Here is a 23,219-nt window from a genome sequence, read left to right as displayed (position 1 = left end):
TTAGGAGTCTTTTTTATTTTGTCATTTCTTCATCACGTTTGATGGTAGCATCAAGAGCACGAATAACAGTTGCAGTAAAAGCGTCTTCTTCTAAAGAAACTAAACCAGCAACGGTCGTTCCGCCAGGTGAGCAAACTTTATCAATTAAATCCCATGGCGTCTCATCTTCTGTCGCAGAAAGTAAGGCGGCGCTTCCCATCACAGCTTCCGTCGCAATTTTAGTGGCTAATGCTTTTGGTAAGCCGTTTTTAACACCAGCTCGTGACATGGCATCGATAAATAAGTAAGTATAAGCTGGTGAACAACCTGCCAATGAGGTGAAGTTACGGAAGTCTTTTTCGGCAATTAAATAGGTTGAACCAACAGCATCGAAAATAGTTTGAGCAGTGAAAGTTTCTTGTTCTTCGACAAACGTATTTGCAGTAATCGCTGAAACACCCATGCGGACAGTCACATTCATATTAGGCATCACACGAATGAATTTTTGTTGAGGATTGGTTGGAACTAAGTTTGCTAAATCGGCTAATGTTAGCCCAGCAGCAATCGAAATGATGGGCAGATCTTTTGTTGATAAGATGGCTGACAAGTCAGTTAGCACAGTTGGAATAACACCAGGTTTGACTGCTAAGATTAAATAATCAACGGTCTTAGCTAGTTCCTCGTTAGAGGCTAAAGCGTGTACACCTAATTGACCAGCCACTTCTTGACTATGTTCGACAGTGCTAGTTGTTAAATAAATAGCATCTCCAGTAACAGTCTCTGACGCTACAAGTCCTTTAATAATCGCTTGAGCCATGTTACCTGCTCCAATAAACCCAATTTTCATAAGAAGCCCTCTTTTCTTGTTTTTAATAATCTTATCTTACCTTGAAAAGTTTGAAACTGCAAAGTGGGTGAGCCGTACTGGTATTATATAGAAGAATAAGCTAACATATAAATAACGATTATAAAATTTGAGCTGATGATTCAGCTAGTCTCAAAACAAGGAAGTGCAGTAAATATGTTAGATAAATTGAAACAGCTTTTGGCTGTCTTAAAGAAATATAGTGGCATGTTAAAAGCTTTGTTTTTATTCTCAATTCTGTTATTTGTTGTGAATCAAATGACTGGCATCCTGCAAGGGATGACCTGGAGTGAACTCCAAACAATCTTGTTTTCTCAGCCGAAAAAACGCTTATTATTAATGGTGGTGACTGGTTTAGTAGCGGTCTTGCCAATGATGACCTATGACTGGGTTACCGTTGAAATTTTAGCAGCAAACGGTAAAAAACGGTTACCGCGTAAACACTTACTAACATCAGCGTGGACAACTAATACGCTGAACAACTTAGCTGGTTTTGGTGGGGTTATTGGTGCCACATTACGTGCCCGTTTTTACGGAGGGGATGGCGTGAGTTCTAAGAAAACCATTGCGACTGTTTCAAAAGTAGCATTGTTTATGTTAACAGGGTTATCGTTCTTATGTTTAATTACGGTCGTTGATATTTATTTGTTCAGAACGACCAATCCATTCAGAAATTACTGGGTATGGTTGCTAGGCGGAAGTTTGTTTGCGCCAGCCATCATCGGTTTTATTTATTTAAATCAGCAAAAATTATTTAAAGACTTTACAACGAAACGTATTATCAAACTATTTTTAGGATCATTAGGCCAATGGTTAGGGGCTTTAATTAGCTTCTTGTTGATTGGTCAATTATTAGGAGTAGAAGTATCAAGCTTTACCGTCTACCCATTGTTTATCGCTGCAACCTTTATTGGGATGATTTCAATGGTGCCAGGTGGGATGGGGACCTTTGATGTCATCATGATTGTCGGTCTTGGGACAGTTGGAGTTTCAAAAGAACTAGCAGTGGCCTGGTTACTGTACTATCGTATTTTCTATTACTTAGTGCCATTCTTAACAGGTGTCTATAGTTTCGTTCATCAAATGGGATCGAAAGTAAATGAATTCTTTGATGGGATTCCCAAATTAATCACCCAAAAAGCAGCCCACTTAATATTAGTTGGCATGGTATATTTTGCTGGGATTATGATGATTTTATTATCAACGATTCCCAACTTATCAAATATTAGTCAGATTTTCCAAAAGTTACTTCCCTTCTCTTTTAACTTTTTAGATCAAAGCTTAAATATGTTGGTTGGTTTCTTACTATTAGGTTTAGCTCGTGGAGTCTCAAATCGCGTGAAGAAAGCTTACTTCCCAACGATGTTGGTGTTGGCATTCTGTATTTTCAATACCATTTCAAGAACCTTCTCGTGGCAGTTGCTAATTTTTTATGCCTTCTTAGTGGCTTGTTTATTCTTAGCGAGAAAAGAATTTTACCGGAAACAATTAGTTTTCAGTTGGGAATCCTTAGCAGTTGATGGTGCCTTATACGGTGGCTTGTTTATTCTGTATTCAATCGTCGGCTATTATGCGAGTGAAAAGATTGGTCATGGTAAGACGCCAGCTAATTTCTTGTTATTTCCATCAGAAACCGTTTGGATCCAAGGGTTTGCCGGTCTGTTATTAGCAGCCGCGACAATTGCCATTTTATATGATTATTTAGGTGGTGACGAAGAGCTTGGTGAAGCATATCAAGCTGATAAAGTGTCTCAATTTATTACGCAATATGGCAGCAATGATTACAGTCATTTGTTTAGCTTAGGTGATAAACAACAATTTTACTATCAACCAATTGCAGAAGCAGGTGTGATGTTCAACTTTGAGCGAAAAGGTAGTTATTATTTTGTTTTAGGTGATCCGATTGGAGCGGAAGCATTGATTGTTGAAGCCAGTCAAAAGATGATGGAAAAAGCTGATTACTTAGGTTTCCGTTTGGTCTTCTACGGCATTACCGATCGTTATGCCTTAATTCTTCACGACTTGGGCTATGACTTTATGAAAGTGGGAGAAAAAGGTTTCGTTAAGTTATCGGATCTACCGGAAACAACGATCAATGATTGGCAAGAAGCCGATCAAATGGTGGGTATGCTAGAGTCGGGTTATCGCTTTGAAACAGTTAAAAAACCATTATCTGATGATTTGATGGGACAACTAGAAGAAATCTCAGCTGAATGGTTAGCAGGTCATGAAGAGCGCTATTTTTCTTTCGGACGTTTTAATCGGGAGATGGTTTCTCAAAGCAATGTCGGTCTAGTCTTCGATGGTGAAAATAAATTAGTTGGTTTTATTAGTGAAACCTTACCTCAAAACAAGACAGAGGTTGGTTATAGTTTGATGCGTTATCGTGATGATGTGCCAGATGGCATTGATCACTTCTTAATGACACACTTAATCCAACAAGCAAAGTCTGATCAATTATCAGGAGTATCGCTGGGGCTATCGCCACTGGTAAAAGTGGGCGAAGCAAAATCGTCGTTCTTTAAAGAACGGTTAATCAACATGTTGTATACCTACAGTAATCCTCAAGCAAGCTTCAAAGATACCCATCAATTTAAAGAAAACTATGCATCGGAATGGCAACCACGTTACTTGTCGTTCCAGAAATCAACAAACAGCTTGTTTTTAATTGCACAAACGTATCGTTTAGTTGTTAGAAATAGTGGGCGAAAAAACAGTCCTATCAAGGAGTTTTATACAAATGAATAAGTGAGCAAATAAATTGTTTTCTCAGTTCGTTGGTGTAAAATGAAAAATGTAAAAATATGTGGATCATGAAAGAGGGATAAGTAATGAAAAAAACATTATTAAGCTTACTAACAGTTGGCTTAGCTGCAACAGTTTTAGTCGCTTGTGCACCTGGAGAAAAGAAAGAAGACGTTGCTAAAGAAATTAAAACAGTTCGTTTAGGCGTGATGCCATCAACTGATAACATTCCATTTTTAATGGCTCATAAAGCTGAGATGGATAAAAAAGCAGGAATCAATATTGAACTTGAAGTATTTAAAAGTGGACCAGATCGTGATGCTGCTTTCCAAGCTGGCGAAGTCGATGGCGTGATTTCTGATTTAGTTGGGTTAGCTTTATACAAACAAGGGGATATGGACGTTAAAACAGTAGCTGCACCGTATGATGAATTTGATTTAGTTAGTGCTGATGAATCTGTAAAAACAGTTTCTGATTTAAAAGGTAAAAGCGTTGATTTCGCAGAATTAACAGGAACAGCTTACGCTATGGATATGATGTTAAAAGATGTTAATATGACAATGGCTGACATCAAAGTTGAAAATATTCCACCAGTACCAGCTCGTTTAGAACGTTTAGGGGCAGGTCAAACAGCTGGAGCGATTTTACCTGAACCATTCGTTACAATTGGTAAAGCTAAAGGCATGCACGTTGTGCAAACAACAAAAGACTTAGGTTTTAATCCTTTCGCGATTATCTTTGATACTAAATTTATCGAAAAAAATGATGATGCGATTAAAGGTATGATGACAGCTTACAATGAAGCTTCAGCATATATTAAAGAAAATGATCGTTCAGAATTTATGGATCTTTTCATTAAAGATGTTGGTTTCCCAGAAGATATGAAAGATTTAATCGAAGTACCTGACTTTGGTGAAATCGAAGCAGTTAAAGAAGCAGATGTGACGTCTGCCCTTGAGTGGACAATCGAAAAGGGATTGTTAACAAAAGAAATCACTGCTAAAGATGTTATGAACAATGACTTTGTTAAATAAAAATTTAGACTTACAAAAAATCTCAGTTGAAATTGGCGGCAAACCAATTTTGGCTGAGATTAATGCGTCTTTTGAGGAAGGGACAATCTATACGATTGTCGGGCAGTCAGGTACCGGAAAAACAACTCTTCTAAAATTGATTAGCGGCTTGCTACCGTTATCAGCAGGCACAATGATGATTGGTGACATTACTTTTCAACCAGAGCAACACATGATAGGGATTGTTCCTCAAAACTATGGTTTATTGCCGTGGCAAACAGCTGGTCAAGCGGTGCGAGCTGCTAGAAAGATTAGCCAAAAGAAAAAAGCTTGGTCAGAAACTGATGATACAATTGTTAGTCAGCTGTTTGAAGATATGGCGATTACTGCCATTCAAGATAAGTTCCCTAATCAAATGAGTGGTGGGCAACAACAGCGTGTGTCGATTGCTCGTGGTTTGGCAACAGATAGTGACTTCTTATTATTAGATGAGCCATTCTCAGCATTAGATGCTTTCAGTCGCGAACAAGCGCAACAGTTATTTTTAAGAACATGGCAGAAAAAAGTTAGAACGACATTATTTATCACTCACGATGTGGATGAAGCCATTCTGATGGGTCAAAAAATTATTGTGATGGCAGGACAACCGGGAACAATTACCAAAGTCATTGACAATCCCTTGTTTGATGCCAATCAAGATTTAACTACTTTACGTGAGAAACCAGATTTCTATCAAATGGTTCACTCTTTGAGAAAGGAGTTAAACTAAGATGGCAGAAAAGAAAATGAAAGAACGCTTAGTTGGCGTATTACTAGGTATTATTATTTTACATCTACTTTGGTGGTTAATTAGTTTAGCGTTAAATATGCCAAGTTTACCAAGTCCTGTAGTAGTCTATCAAAACTTACCTAACTTGTTCAAAGATCAATTAGGTTGGCACATCTTAGTGAGCTTGCGTCGCATCTTTATTGGATTAGCAGTTGCTCTAATTTTGGGTGGGGGACTAGGAATTTTAATGGGACGCTCGAAAAAAGCCAATCAAATTTTAGATCCCATTATTTATTTAACTTATCCTATCCCTAAACTAGCGCTGTTACCAATGATCATGTTGCTATTTGGTTTAGGTGAAACTTCGAAAATCATTTTAGTCATTTTGATTTTATTCCCACAAATTGTCTTATCCGTTCGTGATGCTATCTTGGAAATTCCGGAACATCTATATGATGTTTATGAAGGGTTACAAATTACACCGTGGAAAAAGTTTACGATGATTACCTTCCCAGCTAGTTTAAGTGCGATGTTAAGTACAAGCCGAATTTCTTTAGGGACAGCGATTAGTGTCTTATTCTTCGCTGAAAACTATGGAACGAAATTTGGGATGGGACATTTGATTATGGATTATTGGTTAAGAATGGATTATCCAGCAATGTACGGAGCGATTTTGGTCTTGAGTACAATTGGTTTTATTTTATTCTTATTGATTGATTTAATTGCTTACCGATTCTTGAAATGGAAATAAGCCACATGAGCAACTGCTCCTATGGCTTATTTTTTTGTTTTCTTAAAATGTAGAGATACAGACTGAACAAAATAAAACAGATAATGAATAAACTAAACCCAATTAAGAAACCTTGGGGTAAAAAGACAAGTTTGATTTGATGGCTACCAGCTTTCAGCGGTAATGTTAGTAAAGCATCATCTAAATCAGTTGTTTTAGTTTTTTTACCATCGACATAGGCTGTCCAACCTTTATCATAGGGAATCGTTGTCATTAAAAGTTGATCTTTTTCCAGGTTGACCTCAGCAGTCGCTTTCCGACCAGTCACTGTAAAGTCAACACGTTTTTCAGCAAGTTGCTTCATGGCTGAGTGGTAATTGTCTAAGTTTAAGAAAATTACCGTTGGTTCAAATAGACTAACAGCAGGTGTTCCGTACAATTCTAATGTAAAGGTGATTTCCGTAGCGACTAAGTAATTTCCTAGGTTGTAAAATTCACCATTATTTTTTAACTGGGTCTTATGTCGTAAGCCGTTAATACTAACTTCAGCTGTTGAGGACTTAATTTGATTAAAGTCAGTTGGCTGCAGCCTTAAGTAAGCTTGACGACCAGCAGGAACAGTAACAGAGAAAGTAATTTTCTTGCCAATATTACCTTCTTTTTCTTGGTAAGTAATAATATTCCCTTTGTCATTTTTTTGCTGTTCCACATTATTCGACTCAACCACTTTTGGTGTAGATTGCGTATAGAATAAATCTGTTTTACCAGTTAAGCTGTTGATAAAGTCTGTTTGATTACCAAGAACATTGTTATCTTTTAGTGTTAAATCGGCTAATGAGTTTGGAGCTAAAACGCCTAGACCAAGGGCGTGTTCATTTTTGTTAACTTTGTAAGTGTCATTGCGATAACTTTCAGTAAAGCCATCTTTTTGAGGGGGATTTTTTGATAAGTTATATTTAATACCAAAGAGAGAATCCATCATCAAGGTGTTATTTTCATAGCGAGTATTAGCATTGGCACCGCGAGAACGGAAACCAAGTTTATTTAACAATTGGGCACTATTTGTATTGCGGATAGATGAAAACTGACTTAGACCATGATAGCCATAGTTAATGCTGTCGTTGGCTGAAACAGAGTCTAGCGATTCCATGCGGTAGAAGAAGTCGTTATCTTCTTTTTTAGAATGATCCACTGCCTCTTTATAGTCTTTGTAAGGTCCGCTATATAAACTACGTGATGGATAGTTCCAATCTTTTTTCACGCCATTTAAAATAAAGTGCGTATTGACACTAGCTTCTAAAGACATTAATAGTAACAAGACAAAGGCAAACCGTCTCATATAGACAGGTGCCACTTTTCCAAAGACGTTACGAATACGTAAGTAATAAAGTAGTCCAGCTAGGTAAAGGACTAAAAAGATTAAGGTGAAAGCTAAGTTTTGCCATTTTAAATACTCGTATTGGCCAGTATGATTAAAGGCGAAGACAATCGCGAAAATCCCCATCAAGCTAAGGCTCAGCGCAATTAATTTTGGGGCTTCTTTTTTAGTGAATGCTTCCATGCCATAGCCGGCTAAAACAATCACTAAGAATGAAAAAGCAAAACTATATCTGAATAAAAACATATTAGGGAAGTGGAAACCATGCCAGAATAAGTTTAGCGGCTCAAAGTAGAAACTAGCGGTAATAAAAGCAAAGATACCGCCGTATAAAAGTTTTTGTTTCAGTGGGAAACGATTCGATAAGAAATAGAAAAGACAGAAAACAAGTGGGATTAAACCAATATAAATAAATGGAATTGAGCCATATTTAGTTGTGTCGTAGACCCCAATCATATTTTTAATAAAGAAATCGAAGAGACCAGTTGCTTCGGTTTTTTTCATTAGGAGAGGGTTTAACCCTTCTCCATTAGCTTGTAAATCAAAAACTGTTGGTAAAATCATGACCATTGAAGCCCCACCTGCTAATAATGAGGTAATCAAATAATGAGGAATCGTTTTTTTGTAACGCTCCCATTGTCCAATTGTTTTAGCGAAGTAATAAAGGAAGGACAGAACGCCGATCATGAATCCAAAATAGAAGTTAGATACAAATAGCAAAAAGTAACTAATAAATAGAAGTAAAGGTTTTTTTTCTTCCATTAAACGCTGTAAGCCTAAAAAGACAAGTGGTAAGTATATAAAGGCGTCCAACCACATGATTAATTCAGCATGAACCGTCACATAAGACATTAAAGCATAGCTAACGGCTAAGGCTACATGAGTAAATGATTGCAGTTTGTAGGTACGCTTCGAAAAGACCCAAAAGCTTAAGCCGGCTAAACCAATTTTTAATAAGGTTAATAAGTAAATCACATCTGGAATTTGATTGTTTTTAAAGAAGAAAACCAACGGCGTGAAAATCCCCCCTAAATAGTAGGCAATCAAAGCCCAATAGTTGAGACCGAGGGAAGAGTTCCAAGTGTAAAAAATACTTTGGTCCCCTTTTAAGACGTTATTAAAACTAGCGTGGAAATTTGAAAATTGTGAAAAAGCATCGCTGGCTAATAAGGTCCGATCACTGCCCCAATAAATACCAAGGGTGGCATATTTGATTGCCATGATAATAACGGGAATAAAAAATGCTAAGTATGGATAAGGTGTTTTTAAAACACGCTTTAATTTTTCTTTCATAAAAGGTAGCTCCTAATCATCGTGTATGTAGGCTTTATTTTAACACAGACTAGGGTGAAAAGATAAAAAATAGAGGTTAAAAATGACCGCTTTTAAATAAGTTTTTATGATGACAAATTTAGTAAAAAAAGACCAGAAGTTTTTTTCAGAAAAAAGTTGAAAATCTTGATTGACTTTTAGTTTTAAAGGCATATAATATGCTTCATCGGTTCAAAAATGACATAAAATAGAAAAGTGTCAATCCCTTTAGTGCCAAAAGATACAGCGATTATTTTAAAGGGAGATATCAAAAAAAGTTGAGCGTGATAAAAAGTTTTTCAAATTATGGAAGAGGGACGCCTCATTCGTTACACATACAGGAGATTTTGGAGAGTGTTAGGAGGAAAGAAGATGAGTTTAGAAAAGAAAGATCGTCGTTTAGATAAGTTTAAACTAGGTGGCGCTTTAGTAGCCATGGGAGTTGTTTATGGAGATATTGGTACAAGTCCATTATATGTAATGAAAGCTATTATTGAAGGTAATGGCGGACTAGCCCAAGTGTCAGAAAACTTTATTGTCGGAGCGGTCTCATTGATTGTTTGGACATTGACACTGTTAACAACGGTTAAGTATGTCTTGATTGCCTTGCGTGCGGACAACCATGGTGAGGGTGGGATTTTCTCACTTTATACCTTAGTTAGAAAATATAGTCGTTATTTAATCATCCCAGCGATGATTGGTGGTGCGGCTTTGCTAGCTGATGGGATTTTAACACCAGCCGTGACAATCACCACAGCTATTGAAGGGTTGCGTGGGATTCCAGCCTTCTACGATGTTTTTGGCAATAATCAAAACATTATTATTGGCATTACAATAACCATTATTATCGTTTTATTTATGATCCAACGTTTCGGAACAGAAAAAGTTGGGAAAGCCTTTGGTCCAGCAATGTTAGGTTGGTTTACTTTCTTAGGTGCCATTGGTTTCTATAACTTTATGGATAACCCAGGCGTGTTAAGAGCCTTAAACCCTTATTATGCGATTCAATTATTATTCAGTCCTGAAAACAAAGCCGGCTTATTTATTTTAGGAAGTGTTTTCCTTGCGACGACAGGTGCAGAAGCATTGTATTCTGACATGGGACATGTTGGTCGTAAAAATATTTTAGGTAGTTGGCCATATATTAAAATTTGTTTGATTTTAAATTACTTCGGTCAAGCAGCCTGGATTCTATCAGTAAAAGATGATGCGTATTACCAAAGTGTGGAAATGTTAAACCCATTCTTCCGCATGATGCCACCGAGTTTATCAGTCTTTGGGGTAGTATTTGCGACAATTGCCGCAGTGATTGCCTCACAAGCATTAATTTCAGGCTCATACACATTAGTATCAGAAGCAGTTAAGTTAAGATTATTACCTAGATTTAGAATTATTTACCCAACGGATCACAAAGGACAACTTTATATTCCTGCGGTGAACTCAATGTTACTAGTCACTTGTATCATGGTTGTTTTAGGTTTTAGAACATCAGCGAAGATGGAAGCAGCTTATGGTTTAGCGATTACTGTGACAATGTTGATGACAACAGTTTTATTATTGTTCTACTTATTGCAACGTCGTGTTCCGCGAATTATTGCTTATAGCATTTTCTTATTCTTTGGAACGATTGAAACCATCTTCTTTATTTCTAGTGCGACTAAATTCTTCCACGGTGGTTTTGTGGCAGTCTTAATTGCTTTAGCGATCCTAGCGATTATGTTCATTTGGGAAAAAGGCTCAATTATCCAAGAGCGTTTATCAGAACGCGTGTCTTTATATGATTACACAGATCAATTAAGCGCCTTAAGTCATGATGAAAGCATTCCGTTATATCAAACAAATGCTGTCTTCTTAACAGATAATTTGAAAGGTCATAAAATTGGTCGCGAGATTATGTACTCAATTTTAGATAAAAAACCCAAACGTGCCAAAGTTTATTGGTTCGTTAACGTTGTAGTGACGGATGAACCTTACACGAAAGAGTATCATGTTGATATGATGGATACTGACCACATTGTCAATGTGCAATTACGTTTAGGTTTCCGTGTCAACCAAGATGTTAACTTATACTTACGCCGGATTGTCTACGATTTAATGGAAGAAGGTAAATTAGCGAAACAACCTCAGAAATATACCATTTATCCAGGCCGTGAAGTCGGCGATTTCTGCTTCGTCTTAATTCGCAGTGAACTATCACGCAAATCAGACTTATCAGGCTTCGACCGGATGATCATGCAAGCGAAGTTAGCCATTAAATCAGTGGCAACATCGCCAGCTCGTTGGTTTGGTTTACAATTTAGTGATGTGGTAACTGAAAAAGTACCGATGAGCATTGCTGGTCACAAAATGCATTTGAAATGTGATCAATTAAATCAAATTCAAGTTCATGACTTCTTATCTGATTCAGATGATGATGAGGATCAAGGAGAACTAACTGAAGTTTAAAATAAAAAAAGCAGCTGACAAAAGTCAGTTGCTTTTTTTATAGTTCAGAGCCTGGTTCAGAAGCGAGAATTTGTAATTCGCCTTCTAAGTGCCATGCTTTAATTTGATTCGGTAGGATAAAGTGTGTGCCTTTTGCAATTTCGAAAGTGTTAGTTTCGCCAGTTTCTTCATCAGTAATAACTAAATTCCCAGCACCATCAATCACGCTAACCAATGTATAAGGAGCAGCTTGTTTGAAATCTATCATGCCATTTACTTGCCATTCATAAACGTTGAAGAAAGGTGTCCGAACATACTCAATGATTTTTGATTTACCAATTAATGTTTCTTTAATCGCAGAAGTTGGATCAACGTGTGGCACCATTGAAACATCAACAGATTGTTGAATGTGCAACTCACGCGGTTGACCATCATCACCTAAACGATCGTAATCATAAACACGGTAAGTCGTGTCACTACTTTGTTGGGTTTCTAAAATCATGATACCAGCACCGATTGCGTGAATTGTACCACTTGGCACGAAGTAGAATTCGCCTTTTTTAACTTTAATGCGGCGTAACAAGTCATCCCAGTTACCATCTTTAATCATGCTTTCTAACTCTTCACGAGTTTTAGCGTGGTGACCATAAATGATTTCAGCGCCTTCATCTGCATCGATAATGTACCAACATTCAGTTTTTCCTAATTCGCCCTCATGCTCCATACCGTAAGCGTCATCAGGGTGAACTTGGACTGATAAGTCATCATCTGCATCTAAAATTTTTGTTAGTAAAGGGAAAACAGGTCCTTCGGGATTGCCGAATAATTCAGGTTGGTTCGTCCATAATTGGTCTAACGTTTGGCCTTTGAAGGGACCATTTTCAATGGTACATGTGCCGTTTGGATGAGCACTGATGGCCCAACATTCGCCAGTTTTGTCACTTGGTAATTGGTAGTCAAAGTTTGTTGCTAATTTTTTACCGCCCCAGATTTTTTCTTGGAAGACGGGAGTTAAGAATAGTGGTTGTGTCATAGTTATTACCTCCAATGGATTAATCTTGTTTATTATAGCAGAAACTTAGGAATTCTTCTTTTCTGACAAGTAGATTTCTAGTAATTTATTTCGTTCGTCAATGTAGGCTTGACGATGGTCCACGGGGTGGACGCGATTGGATAAAAAGACAAAGGCTTCTTGCTGAGACACATCGATGATCATAAAGGTGCCAGTATAGCCAGTATGGAACAATAACGGTGAATTAGCAGTGCGGCCGGGTAATAAATCCCATCCTAAAGAACGTGGGTGAGAGGTGTTAGTTGTCCAATCGCTGATTAAACGCTCGACGGTGTCAGGTTTTAATAGTTGATGGCCATCAGGAGCTGTCCCATTGTTTAAAAGCGTTTCAGCAAATAGTAAACAGTCATCTATCGTGCTAAATAAACCAGCACTACCACAGTTTTCTTTTAACTTGAAAGCTTTCGGGTCGTGGACTTGTCCTTTAATCACGCCACGAGTCGGGTGGTTTTCTGTCGGCGCGATAGCATGTTCAGAGTTAGGCTTAAAGGTACTGTGACTCATTGCCAGTGGTTTTAAAACTCTTTCAGTTATCAATGTTTGAATCGGTTTTTGATAAACTTCTTCCAAATAGAAACCTAAAAGTAGCGAGCCTGTATCAGTGTAGGCGACTTTATGTCCTTGTTCTGAACCTGGTTTTAAACGCAATAAAGCCGCCTTTAATTCTTCAGCCGACAATTGGTCACGATTTTCAATATAAGCTTGAACATCTGAGGTGTGAGTCAGTAATTCTAATATCGTGATATCTTGATTTTCAAAAGCTGGATAATAATCATGTAGGGGTTTTGAAATATCCAGTTTGCCATCTTCCCATAATTGTAAGATTAGGGTGGTGGTGCCAATCACTTTTGTTAGAGAAGCCACATCATAGAGATGGGATGGTGTCAGTGGTTCGCAAGTAGGGATGATTTGAGCGTGACCAAGGGTCGTGATGACACGTTCGCCATCTTTGATAAAACCAACATTAGCCCCTGGCATGACTTGTTCTGCCATCATTTTTACGATATGTTTTTGCGTTTGCGGATACATAAAAACTCCTTTCTAGATTGTTTTCTTTAGTATAGCAGAATATAATGCGATTAATATAAGAAACAAACTTTCAGTTTGTTTAAAAAAAGATAGATTTTTTGCTAGTCAAAAAAAGCACAATAAGCTAAGATAAAGAGAAGTGGAAATAACTAGTTTTTTGTTAGTAGAGATCAGTTATTTGAATTCGTAAAGGAGTGATAAGATGCAAGATAAAGAAACTAAACGCATGTTACTAATTGTAGTAGCCAATTTATTTATAGTATTTCTAGGGATTGGGTTAGTCGTCCCTGTTACGCCAGCCATCCAACAAGAGATGGGGCTGACAATGACAACGATGGGTTATTTAACTGCGGCCTATGCTGCGGCGCAGTTAGTCTGTTCGCCAATCGCTGGTCGTTTTTCAGATTTATACGGTCGTAAACGCATGATTGTTGTAGGGATGTTTGTTTTTGCTGTGTCAGAACTTTTATTTGGTTTGGGACAAACGGTGAGTCTATTATATATTTCACGTTTGCTAGGTGGACTAGGTGCCGCCTTGATTTTCCCATCAGTGATGGCCTTTGTGGCGGACATGACTTCTTTAGAGGAACGTCCCAAAGCAATGGGTTGGGTGTCAGGAGCTATTAGTGGTGGTTTCATCATTGGCCCTGGTATCGGTGGTTTCTTCGGACACTACTCATCACGTTTGCCATTCTTTGCGGCTTTCGTTTTAGGATTAGTCGGCTGTTTATTTGCCTTCTTCTTATTGAAAGAACCAGAAAGAACAGCAGAACAAGCAGAACAAGCAAAAGAGAAAGTCAGCATTCGCTCAATTATTTTCTCAAAGAACTTAATGTTTCCGTTCTTAATCATTTTAATTAATGCTTTTGGTTTAGCTGCCTTTGAAAGTTTATACAGTGTCTATGTCGTTCGTGTGTATGGTTTTAATGAATTAGACATCGCTGTTATTATGGTTGGTAGTGGGGTCTTAGCCTTGATTGCTCAGCTAGTTTTCTTCGATGGTATGGTCAAGAAACTAGGCGAAATCGGTGTCATTCGTATTTGTCTATTCTTCAGTGCAGCTTTCGTCTTCATTATGTTAGCGGCTAAAGGTTTCTGGAGTGTAGCGGTTTGTACCTTTGTTATTTTCTTAGCCTTTGACTTGTTGCGTCCAGCGGTTACAACCTTCTTAACGAAACAAGCAGGTAACAACCAAGGGACAGTCAACGGTGTTAACTCAGCCCTAACAAGTGTTGGTAACATTGCTGGTCCAATCTTAGCCGGTACCTTGATGGATATTAAAACAAGTTACCCATCAATCGTGGTAACGATTATCTTATTAATCAGTTTTTCATTAACATTAATCTGGAAAGCACCGAAACCAGAAAATATTTCAGTCTAAAAAAAGCCTTCCCATTTGGGAGGCTTTTTATTTTTCTAAATCATAGGTTTTATTCTCAGCCTCATCAAATAGTGAAACGGGCTGCTGGTCTTTACAAGTAATCGTAATAAAGTAGCCAAGGCGATCACGCAAGACTAATTTTTCTTCAGTTAAGGTAATGAGAGTAAACTGATAGTGGCCGTTATCTAAGAGCATTGAAAAGTCTGGTTTAATTTCTAATGAATGCTGAATTGATTTGGTACGGTCAAAGACGTACCAACGTCCTACGTATTGTTTTTTAATTATTTTTTCAGAAGGCCCTTGCTTTGTTTGTTTCTTTTTAAGAAAAGGTAATTTGGTTAAAACTAAATCAGTCAAGGACATATTTTTAGAATCTTGTTTTCTTACCATTACTAAGCCAACCTTTCTCTCATTTTATGTACCTTAAGTGTAAAACTCTCGCGTCTTTTTTGCAACTTTAAGCCTTCTTTTTCGGAGTTTTTTAGACAAGTTCAAATAAAAGCTTCGGTCTTGGAAATAGTGTATAATAAAGTGGACTAGAGAAGAAGGGTTTGATTGCCAATGGTGGAGTATCCAAAAGTTGAAACAGTACCACTTTTACAACGAGATAATCGTTTTATTGCCCAAGTCACATTACCGAATCAAGAGGAACCAGAACGGGTCCATGTCAAGAATACTGGTCGTTGTAAAGAGTTGCTTTTCCCTGGTGCAGAGGTAGCTATTTCTTATCAAGGATCTGCCACTCGTAAAACAGACTATGATTTAATTGCTGCTAATAAAAATGGCACATGGGTCAATATTGACAGCCAAGTTCCTAATCAATTAGCAGCTGAAGGTATCGCTAGTGGCGCAATTAGCTTACCTGGATTAGTTGGCCCAATTACAGAGGTTAAACGAGAAGTTACCTTTGGTTCGTCGCGCTTTGATGTTGTGGTGGAAACTGCAACAGGTCAAACGGCGATTGTTGAAGTTAAAGGAATGACGTTGGAAGCGAATGGCATCGGTGCTTTTCCGGATGCCCCAAGTTTACGTGCTTTGAAACATGTTAAAGAATTGGCGGCTTTACAAAAGGAAGGCTATCAAACCTATGTCTTGTTCATTGCTCAGTTAGAGTCTGTCAGTAAGGGTACCGTTCATACCGAACGCCAACCAGAACTCAGTGCGGCACTTCAAGCAGCGATGACAGCAGGGACACAAGTCTTGGTTTACAACTGTCAGGTAACAGCTGACACAATTGAGTTAAAAGAAGAAATAGCATTCGATTTAGCGATCGAATTTAAAGAAACTAAATAGGGGGAATTGATGATGTTGAAATTAGGGATTATTGGAACAAACTGGATTACGAAACAATTTGTGGAAGCGGCTGAGGAAACAAAACGCTACCAATTAACACGTGTTTATTCACGTCGTGAAGAAACAGCTAAAGAATTTGGGGCTGACTTTGGTGTCACAACAGTTAGCACAGACTTAAATGAATTTATGACAAGTGGAGATGTTGATGTTATCTACATTGCCTCACCAAATAGCTTGCACTTTGAACAAAGTAAAGCAGCCTTATTAGCAGGTAAACATGTCATCGTTGAAAAACCAGCGGTGACTAAATTAACAGAGTGGCAAGAACTGGTTGCTCTTGCCAAAGAGCAAAAGTTATTTATCTTTGAAGCAGCGCGTAATATCCATGAAGACAGCTTCCGTAAAGTGACAGAGTTATTGCCAGATGCTAGTGAACTGCTAGGAGCTAACTTAAACTTTATGAAATACTCATCACGTTATGATTTAGTCTTAGCAGGCGAAGAACCAAATATCTTCTCGCCAAAATTTGCCGGTGGTGCCTTAATGGACTTAGGTGTTTATGTGATGTACGCAGCGATTGCCTGGTTCGGTCGTCCAACTAGCTATCATTACTTTGCCCAAAAGATTACCACAGGTGTCGACGGTAAAGGCACAATCATCTTACGTTATCCTAACTTCGATGTGACAATGCAAACGGGTAAAATCGCCAACAGTGATTTACCATCAGAAATTTACACACAAAAAGAAACTATCCATTTAGATGCTGTAAATAGTATTGAAACAATTAATGTTTTAGATTTAAAAACACAAGAATTGCGTAATGTACCAGCGACACGCCTTGAAAATCCAATGGTAGAAGAAGCTACTGATTTTGCTGATGTGATTGAAAATCCAACATCAGAAGCCTTACAAACTTCATACAACGATTGGTTAGAAATTGGGGCCATCGTTCATGAGTTAATGGAACAAATGCGTCAAGAAGCTGGAATCAAGTTCCCAACGGACTCGTTTTAAGGTAAAGTAAGACTATTGAGCCGAAAGGCAACTAAGAGAATTGAGGAAACAAGATGACGTTTAAAGAACAATTGCCAACTGAATGGCAAGCAAATTGGGATAAGATGGGCTACGATGAGGCTTCCCTTATTCAAAAAGAATTATTTGCCCCCTTACAAGCAGGCGAAAGCATGGTCGGTGTCTCACCAACGGGGTCAGGTAAAACCTTAGCTTACTTATGGCCGTTACTAACAAAAATCAAATCAGGGGAAGGCAATCAATTATTGATTTTATTACCCTCACAAGAACTAGCCGTTCAAGTGGCTAACGTAACAAAAGAATGGGCCGGCCTAATCGGTTTGAAAAGTGAATCCTTAATTGGTGGCGCGAACGTGAAGCGCCAAGTGGAGAAACTAAAAAACAAACCGGAAATCCTAGTGGGAACTCCGGGACGTATTTGGGAATTAATCAAGATTAAAAAAGTGAAAGCACATCTGCTAAACACCTTAGTTTTAGATGAAGTCGATCAATTAGTAGAAGTCAGTGAACTAAACGCGACAAACCACATTATGAAAGCTGTCGATAAGCAGATTCAGCTTGTGGCAGTCTCAGCGACGGCTGTTGATATTGATCAAAAGTTATCGCAACTAGGGAAGTCTGATTTAAAAATCTTAGACGTGACCAATGAAGATCAATCAGCTGGTGAAGTAACTCACGGATTCTTCCGCGTGCAACCTCGTAAACGAGTGGAGTTGTTAAGAAAACTTTCAAATGTCGATGGCTTTAAAGGGATTATCTTCTTTAACGAAGTACAAGAGATGGGCTTTGTGGCGGATAAGCTAGCGTTTAATGGCGTGCCCAATGTCACATTAGCATCTGACCAAAATAAAATGGAGCGTAAGATGGCCTTATCAGCCTTTGCTGAAAATAAAGTTAACTTACTATTAACCACTGATTTAGGTGCTCGAGGTTTAGATTTTGATGCCTTGCCATATGTCATTCACTATGACGTGCCTTACCGTTTAGAAAACTATGTTCACCGTTCAGGACGAACAGGTCGGATGGGACAAGATGGTATGGTCTTATCCATGGTTAGTGATTTTGAATTAGTTGAACTAAAAAAATTAGTTCGTCAAAAAGACTGGGATGTGACTGAAATGATTGCCCACTCACAAAAAATCTTGCCACTTGTTGAAGCCGGTCATTTAGAAAAAGAAACGACTGATAAACCAGTGACTAAAAAAACTGGTAAACCACAAACGACTGATCCGTTGTTTAAATCAGAACACATTGTGGTGAAAAAGAAAAAAGCTAAAATTAAAGATAAAAAGAAAAAATCAAAAAAAGTTAAGAAGAAAAAATAACCATCGCCTAAGCGGTGGTTTTTCTGTTGTCTTAGATGTGCTAAAATCAAGTTAGGTTTCTGTAGCTCAGTCGGATAGAGCAATCGCCTCCTAAGCGATAGGTCGCTGGTTCAATTCCAGTCAGGAACATATTTTTGACCATTAAGTGGGAGTTTACTGAGTAAATATTAGTATATTTTAATATACACCCTATTTTGAACGGAAAAGTCATGCTACAATAACGGTATATTGATAAGAAGCTTATGCAACTAACCGCACTCAGTCAAATGTTCGCCCAAAGTCAATCGTCAGTCGATAACGCTAAACCTGATGAAAGAGGGATGTATAATGGCAAGAAGAAAAACAATAACGAGAGATCAGATTCTCAGTGCTACGTATGAAATTGTTAGAACAGAAGGTTTTTCCGGTTTTACCGCACGTAATATTGCTTTTAGGATGAACTGTTCAACCCAACCCATTTATCTTGAGTTTAAAAATATGGATGAGTTGAAAGGTGAAGTTTGCAAACAAATCAAAAGTTATTTGGACAAGAAGATTTTTATGCCAAAATTAACAAATCACCCTTTCTTAGATGCCCAGTTAAATTACATTCATTTAGCGGTAGAAGAGCCTGTTTTGTTTAGAACTTTATTTTTAGAAAACCACCAAGGAAAAGAATGGATTAGAGCGTATAGCAGTAAATATTTTATGGAGTTAATTAACCAAGATCCAAATTATTCAGACCAAACAGATGAGATGAAAGAGATTATTTGTACCCAAGTTTGGATTGCCTCAACAGGCATCGGCTCCTTGCGAGCAGGCCAAATGATTCACCCTGATGATGAAGCCATCCGTGAGTTCCTGCAACGTATTACTGAAAATGCTAAGTCACACAAATTAGATGCGCTTTTTGTTTCCTAGGATAATGATAGCTATGAAGCCTATTTGGGAAATAGTATAACACCTCGAGTTAAGTTCAAATAATTGAATTTAATTCGGGGTGTTTGTTTGTATTTCCAGCCTATCAAAGGTAAACTAATGGTATAGACAGACGACTGAAAGGGGCAGTAAGATGAGTTATGTTATTGGGGTAGATGCAGGTGGTACAAAAACAGAAGTCACATCATACAATGTTGAAACTGAGGAAGAACAAGCGACAATTACAGTCGGTGCGGGGAACTTTATTGAAGATATGGACGGAGCCTTAGTTCGAATTATTGAGGGCATTAAAACAGTAAAATCACAGCACGATCCCTCAGAAAAATGTGAGCTGATTTTAATTGGAGCAGCGGGTTTAAATGCTAGTAATGAAGAAGCGATTATTTTAGAAAAACTCCAAGCTGAGTTCGCTGATAAAATTGTACTAACTGGTGACGGTGAGTTAGCTCACTACGCGATTCTAAAAGGGCGAGATGGTGAGTTGATTATCGCCGGCACAGGTTCAGTGATCATTAGTAAACAAGGAAATAAGTGGGCCAGTTATGGTGGTTGGGGACCACTTTTAGGTGATGAAGGAAGTGGTTATCGACTAGGTTTAGCCTTAGCGAAAAACTGCTTAACTGAATACGACCTAAACTTAGAACCTTCAGAATTATCACAAGCGGTCTTAGCACATCTGAAATGTGAGGATATTAAAACCTTACCAGGAATTGTCCGTGACTTAACCAAACCTGAGATTGCCTCAATCACCCAAGTTTTGATTGATCATCCAGATGATGAACCAATCGCCCAAGATATTGTTAGCCGTGAGGCCCAAATCTTTGCGGAAGAGTATATGACCTTTTATGAAATGACTTATACCTATGAAGAAATCTTCCTAGGGTTAAACGGCGGTATTATCGTCAATAACGAAACCTTCTTACAAGCTTTCATTGAAAAAATCCAAGAACTAGGTGTCGCCATTGGTTTAGCTTTCCCTGATAGTAAAATTTCTAAAGGGGCGTACTACTGGTATGTTGAAAGTTTAAATAAATAAAACACTCTCAAAAGAGAGTGTTTTTTTTGGACTCTTTTGAGCGACCGGACTATGCCTTTGTGATAGAATAGACAGGTAGTAAAAAAGATGATGGAGGTTTTTCAGATGTCTAAAAAATTAAATGTAAAGGACTTAATTACAATTGGTTCTTTTTCAGCTTTATATTTTATAGTAGTAGGGTTAGTTACGTTTGCCACAATGGTTTTATTCCCGAGTGGTGGTCACTTCTTTTTACCAGCAGCAGTAGCGGTAGTTGTTAGCCCAATTTATTTCTTATTACATCAGCGTGTGCCTAAATTAGGAGCTATCACGATTATGAGTTCAGTGATGGGTGTTTTCTTTATGGTAGGTGGCTATTTCCCCTTAGCATTTGTGCCAGCTTTCTTATTTGGGTTCTTAGCGGATTTATTAGTGACAAAAACAAGCCCAGTAACCTTAGTCAAAGAGCTAATAGCTTATGTGATTTTCAGTTTTGGGGTCTTTGGTCCAATCTTACCTTTAGTCTTTATGCAAAACCAATATGTGGCGCAGTTGTTAGAAAAAGGCAAAGACCAAGCGTATGTGGATCAAGTCTTTAAATATGCCACACCGACTTTCATGGTTTACGGGATCATTGCCACTTTAGTCTGTGCTTTAATCAGTGGTTATCTGGGACAAAAATACGTGGCTAAACATTTTAACGCTAAATGAGATCAGCCGTTATTAAACTAGATGTGCGCTGTAAGTTAGGATTAGTCTTACTAGCGAGTCTCTTATTATTCTTCGGTCAGCATTTGGCACACCGCCAAGTTAAAGAGTTAGTTTTTGTGGTGGGTCTACTGGGACTGTTAGCGGCCAATCGTCGTTATCACTCAGTTAAAATTTACGGGACGCTGTATGTCGTGCTGGCGCTGATTAGCTTCTTGCCAACGTTATTGTCAGGTCATCTATTAGTAGAACGTTTTGCTGCCTTTGCTTATGGTGGGATGCGGATGTATCCAGGGTTATTAGCCGGTGGGGTGTTAGTCCACAGTAGTACTACCTCTGAGCTGTTCCAAGCCTTTGATCAGCTGCATATCTCACGACGAGTGGCGATTCCCTTCGTGACGATGTTGCGCTTTATCCCACACTTTGCTGAAGAATATAAAAAAGTTATCAAAATGTTTCGTTTGCGCTGGCGCTCATTGCCAGTAGCCAAACGGTTTAATCCAGGTTTGTACGCTTTGCCGATTTTAAATACCGCCTTAAAGAGTGCTGATGATTTAGCCAAGTCAGCCTATACCCGTGGTTTGAAAATTGAAGGGGAGCGTCATTATTATCAACCGAATCAGTGGCGCATGATAGATACAGTTGTCATGGTTGTGGCTTGTTTGGTGTTAGTCTTTTAGGAGGGTGTCATGATTCAGTTGAATCTTAAAAACTTGTCGACAGAGACAGGTCAATCATTATTAGAACCACTTGTCATGCCGATTCCTAAAGGGGAGTTTGTCTTACTGACTGGTCAAAGTGGTTCAGGTAAAACCAGCTTGTTAAATTGTTTAAATGGCTTAGTCCATTACGATGACAGTCTGATTTTTGAGGGCGAGTTGAAAATCAATCAACAAGTCATGGATGAGACAACGCAAGATGCGTGGGTAAGTGAAGTCGGGTCAGTCTTTCAAAATCCTCGGACTCAGTTTTTCACATCAGTGGTCAGAGATGAGTTAGTCTTTGTATGTGAGAACTTACAGTTACCAAAAGAAGAAATCACAGCCTCACTAGGCGAAGTCAGTCAGTTATTTGGGATTGAGTCGTTATTAGATAAAGAGATGGCAACCTTATCTAGTGGGCAACAACAGTTAGTGGCTTTAGCGGCGGCTTATATGCAACGACCACAGGTGTTGCTGTTAGATGAACCAACAAGTAACTTAGATGAAAAAGCGACAAAACGGATTAGCCAAGTTCTTGGGGAGTTAAAAGAACAAGGGATGACGATTGTCGTGGCGGATCACCGCTTTATGTATTTGTCAGAGTTGGTCGACCGTGTGATTGTTTTAGATGATGGTCAAGTTAAGATGGATGAAAGTTATCAAGTCTTTTCAGCCCGTTCGTTAGCTGAACGTCGTGAGCTAGGTATGCGTGTTTTACACGCTGATGAATTAGCTAAAGAGCATGTTCAAGTAAGTGGAAGTGCTGAAGATTATTTAGTAGGGAAAGAACTGCAAGTCACCTATCCAGGTCCTGTGACGGCGTTAAGTTTAGCTGAGTTTCATTTATCTGCAGGCCAAATCACCTGTTTAGTGGGAGACAATGGTGCCGGTAAGAGCACGCTTTTAAAAACAGTAGCTGGTTTAGAACGTGGAGCTAAGGGAACTTTTTATCAAAAAGATAAAGTTGCTAGTCGACGTCAACGACGTGGTGAAACATATTTGGTTTTACAAGAAGCTCACTTACAACTATTAGGTGAGACAACAGAAAAAGAATTAGCGTTGTCACCAGCTTCTAAGGAAGAACGAGTACAGGTGGCAATCGACTTTTCTTTAGACCATGTGCTAACCCAACACCCTTTAACTTTATCTGGTGGACAACAACAGCGGTTAGCGATTGCTAGTAGTTATTTAGCTGATAAGGAGTTAGTGATCTTAGATGAGCCAACCAGTGGCTTAGACTACCGCCACATGATGAGTGTGGTTAAGAGTCTACAGACGCTAGCTCAACAAGGGAAAACATTACTCGTTGTCAGTCACGACTGGGAATTTATCCAAGCTCTAGGTGCGGCGGTAGTAAGGTTGGAGAACGGGAAGATAGTTTAAATAAAAATTCAGGGAGGTCATGAAATGACAGATTCTAAAAAAGAAGAGTTAACAATTGAAGAGCTATTTAAAGATTATGATGGTACGGTGTTCCAAGCAGACGTTCAAGAGTTTGAACCTGTTGGGAATGAAAAGTGGTAAGGAATTA

At 38.4% G+C, this 23,219-nt stretch carries 19 protein-coding genes and 1 tRNA gene; 15 read left to right on the top strand and 5 right to left on the bottom strand.

Going from position 1 to position 23,219, the window contains the following annotated elements; translation table 11 throughout:
- Positions 1–13: 13 nt before the first annotated feature.
- Entirely contained in the window at positions 14–826 is an 813-nt protein-coding gene (proC, locus tag G7081_RS00590; protein WP_166006430.1) for a pyrroline-5-carboxylate reductase, read from the bottom strand.
- A 174-nt stretch (positions 827–1,000) separates the two neighbouring features.
- On the opposite strand from proC, the gene mprF reads away from it, so the two are divergent.
- The 4 genes from mprF to G7081_RS00570 all read left to right on the top strand — a co-directional run bounded on the left by mprF (position 1,001) and on the right by G7081_RS00570 (position 6,122).
- Complete coding sequence (gene mprF / locus G7081_RS00585) at positions 1,001–3,592, top strand: bifunctional lysylphosphatidylglycerol flippase/synthetase MprF (protein ID WP_166006428.1); 2,592 nt, start codon at positions 1,001–1,003, stop codon at positions 3,590–3,592.
- Positions 3,593–3,675: 83 nt separating this feature from the next.
- Positions 3,676–4,623 carry an ABC transporter substrate-binding protein gene (locus G7081_RS00580; protein WP_166006426.1) on the top strand — a complete coding sequence of 316 codons (948 nt, stop codon included), beginning with the start codon at positions 3,676–3,678 and terminating at the stop codon, positions 4,621–4,623.
- Complete coding sequence (locus G7081_RS00575) at positions 4,607–5,371, top strand: ABC transporter ATP-binding protein (RefSeq protein ID WP_166006424.1); 765 nt, start codon at positions 4,607–4,609, stop codon at positions 5,369–5,371. The genes G7081_RS00580 and G7081_RS00575 overlap by 17 nt, the downstream gene beginning before the upstream one ends.
- A gap of 1 nt (position 5,372) precedes the next feature.
- The gene (locus G7081_RS00570) at positions 5,373–6,122 is read left to right on the top strand and encodes an ABC transporter permease (protein ID WP_166006422.1); all 750 of its coding nucleotides are present in this window, start codon (positions 5,373–5,375) and stop codon (positions 6,120–6,122) included.
- 19 nt (positions 6,123–6,141) lie between these two features.
- Here the strand turns inward: G7081_RS00570 and G7081_RS00565 are convergent, their stop codons facing one another.
- On the bottom strand, positions 6,142–8,772 hold the full coding sequence (locus G7081_RS00565; RefSeq protein WP_166006420.1) for a YfhO family protein: 2,631 nt from the start codon (positions 8,770–8,772) through the stop codon (positions 6,142–6,144).
- 390 nt (positions 8,773–9,162) lie between these two features.
- Here G7081_RS00565 and G7081_RS00560 point away from each other — a divergent pair, with 390 nt between their 5' ends.
- Complete coding sequence (locus tag G7081_RS00560) at positions 9,163–11,235, top strand: KUP/HAK/KT family potassium transporter (protein WP_166006419.1); 2,073 nt, start codon at positions 9,163–9,165, stop codon at positions 11,233–11,235.
- Positions 11,236–11,272: 37 nt separating this feature from the next.
- Here G7081_RS00560 and manA read toward each other — a convergent pair whose 3' ends face one another.
- Together manA and G7081_RS00550 are read right to left on the bottom strand one after the other, a co-directional pair.
- Entirely contained in the window at positions 11,273–12,247 is a 975-nt protein-coding gene (gene manA / locus G7081_RS00555; protein ID WP_166006417.1) for a mannose-6-phosphate isomerase, class I, read from the bottom strand.
- A 45-nt stretch (positions 12,248–12,292) separates the two neighbouring features.
- Entirely contained in the window at positions 12,293–13,315 is a 1,023-nt protein-coding gene (locus G7081_RS00550) for a serine hydrolase domain-containing protein (protein ID WP_166006415.1), read from the bottom strand.
- 202 nt (positions 13,316–13,517) lie between these two features.
- Here G7081_RS00550 and G7081_RS00545 point away from each other — a divergent pair, with 202 nt between their 5' ends.
- Positions 13,518–14,696 carry an MFS transporter gene (locus G7081_RS00545; RefSeq protein WP_166006413.1) on the top strand — a complete coding sequence of 393 codons (1,179 nt, stop codon included), beginning with the start codon at positions 13,518–13,520 and terminating at the stop codon, positions 14,694–14,696.
- 27 nt (positions 14,697–14,723) lie between these two features.
- Here the strand turns inward: G7081_RS00545 and G7081_RS00540 are convergent, their stop codons facing one another.
- A complete protein-coding gene (locus tag G7081_RS00540) occupies positions 14,724–15,086 on the bottom strand; it encodes a DUF4828 domain-containing protein (protein WP_166006411.1) in 363 nt (120 codons plus the stop codon).
- A 174-nt stretch (positions 15,087–15,260) separates the two neighbouring features.
- Between G7081_RS00540 and sfsA the strand changes: the two genes are divergently transcribed.
- The 9 genes from sfsA (at position 15,261) to G7081_RS00495 (ending at position 23,071) form a co-directional block, all read left to right on the top strand.
- Complete coding sequence (sfsA, locus tag G7081_RS00535) at positions 15,261–15,989, top strand: DNA/RNA nuclease SfsA (RefSeq protein ID WP_166008352.1); 729 nt, start codon at positions 15,261–15,263, stop codon at positions 15,987–15,989.
- 12 nt (positions 15,990–16,001) lie between these two features.
- Positions 16,002–17,003, top strand: coding sequence for a Gfo/Idh/MocA family protein (locus G7081_RS00530; protein WP_166008351.1), 1,002 nt, complete (start codon positions 16,002–16,004; stop codon positions 17,001–17,003).
- A gap of 53 nt (positions 17,004–17,056) precedes the next feature.
- A complete protein-coding gene (locus tag G7081_RS00525; RefSeq protein ID WP_166006409.1) occupies positions 17,057–18,346 on the top strand; it encodes a DEAD/DEAH box helicase in 1,290 nt (429 codons plus the stop codon).
- A gap of 55 nt (positions 18,347–18,401) precedes the next feature.
- Positions 18,402–18,475: transfer RNA gene (locus tag G7081_RS00520), tRNA-Arg, on the top strand.
- A gap of 198 nt (positions 18,476–18,673) precedes the next feature.
- Complete coding sequence (locus tag G7081_RS00515) at positions 18,674–19,246, top strand: TetR/AcrR family transcriptional regulator (RefSeq protein WP_166006407.1); 573 nt, start codon at positions 18,674–18,676, stop codon at positions 19,244–19,246.
- Between the two features lie 151 nt (positions 19,247–19,397).
- Complete coding sequence (locus tag G7081_RS00510) at positions 19,398–20,300, top strand: N-acetylglucosamine kinase (protein WP_166006405.1); 903 nt, start codon at positions 19,398–19,400, stop codon at positions 20,298–20,300.
- A 105-nt stretch (positions 20,301–20,405) separates the two neighbouring features.
- Positions 20,406–20,990, top strand: a complete 585-nt coding sequence (locus G7081_RS00505; RefSeq protein ID WP_166006403.1) for an MptD family putative ECF transporter S component — start codon at positions 20,406–20,408, stop codon at positions 20,988–20,990.
- Complete coding sequence (locus tag G7081_RS00500; protein ID WP_166006401.1) at positions 20,987–21,667, top strand: energy-coupling factor transporter transmembrane component T; 681 nt, start codon at positions 20,987–20,989, stop codon at positions 21,665–21,667. The genes G7081_RS00505 and G7081_RS00500 overlap by 4 nt, the downstream gene beginning before the upstream one ends.
- Before the next feature lie 9 nt (positions 21,668–21,676).
- Positions 21,677–23,071 carry an ABC transporter ATP-binding protein gene (locus G7081_RS00495; RefSeq protein WP_166006399.1) on the top strand — a complete coding sequence of 465 codons (1,395 nt, stop codon included), beginning with the start codon at positions 21,677–21,679 and terminating at the stop codon, positions 23,069–23,071.
- Positions 23,072–23,219 lie beyond the last annotated feature (148 nt).

It is taken from the genome of Vagococcus coleopterorum, from assembly GCF_011303955.1.
Classification (GTDB): domain Bacteria; phylum Bacillota; class Bacilli; order Lactobacillales; family Vagococcaceae; genus Vagococcus_D; species Vagococcus_D coleopterorum.
The sequence above is the reverse complement of the archived record's forward strand: the minus strand, read 5'-3'. Positions and strand labels throughout refer to the sequence as shown.